The 3,483-nt window shown below is 44.0% G+C and carries 6 protein-coding genes; 1 reads left to right on the plus strand and 5 read right to left on the minus strand.

Features of this window, described 5'->3' with window-relative positions:
• Positions 1 to 161 precede the first annotated feature (161 nt).
• Entirely contained in the window at positions 162 to 506 is a 345-nt protein-coding gene (locus FD01_RS04325) for a DUF5388 domain-containing protein (RefSeq protein WP_056962810.1), read from the minus strand.
• A gap of 2 nt (positions 507 to 508) precedes the next feature.
• Entirely contained in the window at positions 509 to 1,324 is an 816-nt protein-coding gene (locus FD01_RS04330; protein WP_056962812.1) for a ParA family protein, read from the minus strand.
• Between the two features lie 385 nt (positions 1,325 to 1,709).
• Here FD01_RS04330 and mazE point away from each other — a divergent pair, with 385 nt between their 5' ends.
• On the plus strand, positions 1,710 to 1,934 hold the full coding sequence (gene mazE, locus FD01_RS04335; protein ID WP_054719851.1) for a type II toxin-antitoxin system PemI/MazE family antitoxin: 225 nt from the start codon (positions 1,710 to 1,712) through the stop codon (positions 1,932 to 1,934).
• 50 nt (positions 1,935 to 1,984) lie between these two features.
• On the opposite strand, the gene FD01_RS04340 is transcribed toward mazE, so the two are convergent.
• The 3 genes from FD01_RS04340 to FD01_RS16535 form a co-directional block, all read right to left on the minus strand.
• On the minus strand, positions 1,985 to 2,251 hold the full coding sequence (locus FD01_RS04340; RefSeq protein WP_054719853.1) for a Txe/YoeB family addiction module toxin: 267 nt from the start codon (positions 2,249 to 2,251) through the stop codon (positions 1,985 to 1,987).
• Positions 2,244 to 2,513: a type II toxin-antitoxin system Phd/YefM family antitoxin gene (locus tag FD01_RS04345; RefSeq protein ID WP_054719856.1), complete on the minus strand. Its 270-nt coding sequence runs from the start codon at positions 2,511 to 2,513 to the stop codon at positions 2,244 to 2,246. The genes FD01_RS04340 and FD01_RS04345 overlap by 8 nt, the downstream gene beginning before the upstream one ends.
• Positions 2,514 to 3,182: 669 nt before the next feature.
• The coding region (locus FD01_RS16535) for a hypothetical protein (protein WP_235802929.1) at positions 3,183 to 3,483 on the minus strand (301 nt) is incomplete at its 5' end.

The following is a 3,483-nucleotide window of genomic DNA, read 5'->3' on the forward strand; positions in this document are numbered from 1 at the left end:
CTGGTTCCTGGTTCCTGGTTCCTGGTTCCTGGTTCCTGGTTCCTGGTTCCTGGTTCGTAATTATTGGCCATATACATTGTAAAAGTCCACCTCTCTTAAACTAATGTATTATTGAATACAATAATACATTAATACAATAATACATTTGAAAAGGCCGATAGCTAAACATTGTCGCGCTTGGTTGCAACGCCATTGATGATGTCGTAAGTTCGTTGTTGATCCGGACGCAATGACTCAAGTTTCTGGGTGATGAATTCTTCTAATAGTGCGTTCACTGTTTCAGCTTCACCAAGTGTAACCAGCGAATTGAGCGCGTTGCGTGTTGTTACCGAAATCCGAATCGATGTCGTTTTTTCGGCTGGCTTTTTCTTAGGTGCTGTTGTTTCCTTGACACTCCGGACGATGGACTCGCGGTCAACCTGGTTTTCGACCTCAACGCCACCTGGTGTGTGGCGCAGAAGCGATTTACCAGTTTTATGAGCTGCTTTTTTTTCAAGCATTCCCATGATTAGTTCGCCTCCAGACGTGCAATCATTTCTTCGGCGACAGCCTTGTATGCGTTGTGAGCTTTCTTGTCCCACATATCCTTTGCGTTATCCGTAATGCCTGTCATATCAAAGCGCTTTACGCGTGATTGGATCAGAACGTGGTTCTCGAAGATGTTCTCAGTGCCAAACTCGTCAATGGCTGCCTGCAATACAGCCTCGTCGACTGGCGCGCGGCGTTCAGTAAGAACTGGTAGAATGCCCAAAATATCGAGCGGTGCATTATAGCGGTCAATCATGACTGATTGCATGTATTTTACAAACTGTTCGGCCCCAGACAACGCGCGTTCCTGTGTCTGTAGCACGACAATCAACTGATCGCAGGCGTAGAATGCGGCATCGTTGGTTGGTTGGAGTGTAGGCGGGACATCGACGAAGATAAACTCGTAGGAGTCGCGCAACGCATCAACATATGGCCGAAACGAGGACACCTGATCCTTTTCTGTCGGATACTTGGTTGTTAAAAAGTTGCCATAGATGGAGAAATCGACAGCATTTGGTACAAGGTCTAGGTTGTCACTGATTGAAATTGTGATGTCTTTAAGTGGTTTATCTTCGGTGATTGCCGTCATTAGTGAAGCTTTGATGGTTGCGGGCATATCATTATGAAGACTTGCATAGGTTTTGATCATGAGCGCTGTGAGGTTAGCTTGCGGGTCGAAATCAATCACGCAGACTTTGTGCCCAGACTGTGCAAGGTTCCATGCCACGAGCGCCGTTGTTGAAGTCTTGCCGACGCCGCCCTTGAAGTTCGCAAAGGATAATACGGTAGCAGTCATTATACTAGCACCTCCGTTAGTGTATTCTGTAATACATACAAGCAGATTATAACATGTCGCAAACCGTTTGGATACTTAGTTTTGAAATTGTATTATATAATACATGTATTACGTAATACAATAATACATAATCGGATGATGAATGCTGTGTAACTTGACTTAAGTAAGAACCTTGAGCACACGCGATTCTCAATCTTTTTAGTTGTATTACATAATACAATATTACATACATTCAATAATCCAAACTCAGAGAAAATCTAATGCAAGGTTTAAAATGAATGTTCCATGATATCAAAGTTCGGCTAATCCTGTAACTTTGCACCAGAACCAAATGGACAATGAGACTACATAGTATACTTGGTGTATACGGAAGGGGCGATTCAGAATGAAAGTCAAAGCAAGGACAGTAGGACATTCAGTGACACTTACCGTGCCAAAGCAACTTCGCGTCGAAGAGGGACAGGAGTTTGACGTGCAACGTAAAGCCGACGGGACCATCGTTTTTACCCCGAAACACCGCAATCCATTTGAAGGCGACTGGTTGACCACTGATCTCAAACAAAGCGACGTACTAGGCGATCAGGAGGTGCTGGATAGGGAGTGGGACTGAGTACATTCCGCAAAAAAATAGCCCAGTCAAAGTTGACTAGGCAAATTGCATCACTTTTCGTAGTGATCGCGGCATGAATGGATATACAGTATGTCGCGATCGATGCTGTACACTAACCGATGCTCTTGAGTGATATGGCGTGACCACTTACCAGTCAGCTCATACTTCAACGGCTCCGGCTTACCAATACCCTCATAGGGGTCGTCACGGTTGATGTCAGCAATCAGTTTGTTGATTTGTTTGATGATTCGGTTGTCATGCTGGTCATGCCAATACATATAATCGTCCCACGCATCATCAGTCCACGCCTTAATCATCGTCAAAATCCGTCAGCAGATCATGTTGCTTCGCTTTTCCAGCCGCAATCTGGGCGTCCCCTCGACGAAGTTTTTCCATCAAGTACGGGTTGCTTAAAATACGCATGGTTTCTTGCATCGAATCATAGTCGTGCTTGCCCATAACAACAACGGTGTCTTCAGGGTCTTTGGCGGTAACGATCAAAGTTTCGGCATCATCATTGATTTTGCGCATGTAACCGCGCAACTCACGCCGAAATCCACTATAAGATACTGCGTCCATAATATCAGCCCTCTTTCTTGTAACTATTGTACCATATACGGTACAACTGTGCAATTGTATAGCATACCTAATACATATCGTCAACCACGTCTAACTTTAGTCAGGTGTGGTTGACACGTTTGATTTCTGCCGTCGGCGCTATGAACGGATCGAGACAGTTGCAACCGGCACACTGGCCCAAGTGCTACGAACAATCAACGACGTAATCAAAGCTACCGAGCCCGGAGCGCACGGCGCAGTCAAAGGCTGACTAATATCAGCCTTTTGATATTATCAGAAGCGATTTTGACGCGGTTTTGTCCGAGACGGTGCAAACTTTAAAATGATAGTCGTCGCTTGTATGATGAAATTGAACCTGTATTCTGTAATACATGTATTACAGAATACAATAATACATTACTTGATAATGAATGGAGTGGAATTCGCGAGATCCATGATTACCTAGTTCAAGGGATTTTTAAAGCTATTTCTTTGTATTAATGTATTCTGTAATACATTAATACATGTATTACAGAATACATTAATACATGTATTCCGTAATACAGAATTCCTCAACCTCTTGTCACCGTGGGCTGTATAAGAGATACTAACTGCAGTTGAATAAGAACACAAAAAAACGCCACCGACGGCAATCGGGGGCGACCTGAGTTAAATATCATTGTCATTATATCACATTGTCTGATTTTGGCAATTCAGGTCGGCGTTTTTGATGGGGCGTTTTTGCCAACGTGCGCCCGAGAAATTCAGTTTTCTCAGATCAGTTAACGTTGAGGTCGTCCCGGCCGTTGCAGTAAAAAGGGGTAAGTGCGATTGCGTTGAGTAATGCAGCGGCGTATATTCCGAGTCGAGTGAACAGGCTGAACCGCCACCGTCGCAAAAAAACACGCATTGATATGATCTGGTTGAATTGATGTTCAGATTTTTGCTTGCATTAGCTTGTAAATAGATGTTATAGTTCTCACGAAAGCTG

The organism is Lacticaseibacillus manihotivorans DSM 13343 = JCM 12514 (genome assembly GCF_001435035.1).
Lineage (GTDB): Bacteria > Bacillota > Bacilli > Lactobacillales > Lactobacillaceae > Lacticaseibacillus > Lacticaseibacillus manihotivorans.

What these genes read in the sequence shown, in the direction of transcription:
- FD01_RS04340 (WP_054719853.1), bottom strand. Translation starts at nt 2,251, where the DNA reads ATGATTAAGGCGTGGACTGATGATGCGTGGGACGATTATATGTATTGG.
- FD01_RS04330 (WP_056962812.1), bottom strand. Translation starts at nt 1,324, where the DNA reads ATGACTGCTACCGTATTATCCTTTGCGAACTTCAAGGGCGGCGTCGGC.
- FD01_RS04325 (WP_056962810.1), bottom strand. Translation starts at nt 506, where the DNA reads ATGGGAATGCTTGAAAAAAAAGCAGCTCATAAAACTGGTAAATCGCTT.
- FD01_RS04345 (WP_054719856.1), bottom strand. Translation starts at nt 2,513, where the DNA reads ATGGACGCAGTATCTTATAGTGGATTTCGGCGTGAGTTGCGCGGTTAC.
- mazE (WP_054719851.1), top strand. Translation starts at nt 1,710, where the DNA reads ATGAAAGTCAAAGCAAGGACAGTAGGACATTCAGTGACACTTACCGTG.